At 30.3% G+C, this 818-nt stretch carries 1 protein-coding gene; it reads right to left on the bottom strand.

Going from position 1 to position 818, the window contains the following annotated elements:
• Positions 1-786 (bottom strand): InlB B-repeat-containing protein (locus tag E1I18_RS03610; protein ID WP_141484226.1); only part of this gene is annotated, 786 nt, incomplete at its 3' end.
• Between the last annotated feature and the right edge of the window lie 32 nt (positions 787-818).

The raw sequence follows: 818 nt of genomic DNA, 5'->3' as shown, positions 1-818 counted from the left end.
AGATACAGATTTTTGAAGTTTTATAGTAAACTTATCATTATCTCTTGAAACCTGTGCAATATTTTCTTCTTTTCCAGCAAATAATATTTTTGCAAATATTGAACTTTCATATGGTTTGCTAAATGCTTTTTCTTCATGTTTAGGATTCTTGTCTTTTTTACCGGCAGAAATTTTATGTAATTTACCATCTTTAATTCAATGAACATTATGTCCATCTTTAATCAAAAGACCAGTAGTTTTTTCATCTCTTAAGAACGGCGTAGATGAACTGCTGTTGTAAGAAACTGTACCATTATATTGGGCTTTAGATTTTAGCGCTTCAAACTTAAGTTCATAATTATATTTAAACTTATCACCTACAGTATTTTTAATTGCTAATTTTACATAATCAACTAATGTTATGTATTTTGCATAAATAGTTGTATCAGCAGTGATTGTTATTTTTGAACCTGGTTTAGCTTCATTTTTGAATTCTTTATCCAAGAAAAAACCAATAAAAATATGACCAGATTTTTCTTGTCCTGATGCAGGAATAGTAAACTCTTTATTCTCTTCTATCTCTTTTTTGCTTAATTCTTTACTTCCATCAAGGATTGTAACATTAAATTTTTTCACTGGTGCAGGTGAAGGAGTAGGAGTTGGAGTTGGAGTAGTTTTACCTGGTGTAGTTCCTGGTGTGGTTTTGTCACTATTTCCTTTTTTACCTTCTCCACCACATGCAGCAGCAACAAATGGTAATGAAGCGACCATAGGTATGAGTAATGATGTTAGTTTTTTTAATTTCATGATTACCTTTCATATTGTTTTGTTTCACCTAT

Source organism: Mycoplasmopsis mucosicanis (assembly GCF_006546935.1).
Taxonomy (GTDB): domain Bacteria; phylum Bacillota_I; class Bacilli_A; order Mycoplasmatales; family Metamycoplasmataceae; genus Mycoplasmopsis; species Mycoplasmopsis mucosicanis.
The sequence above is the reverse complement of the archived record's forward strand: the minus strand, read 5'-3'. Positions and strand labels throughout refer to the sequence as shown.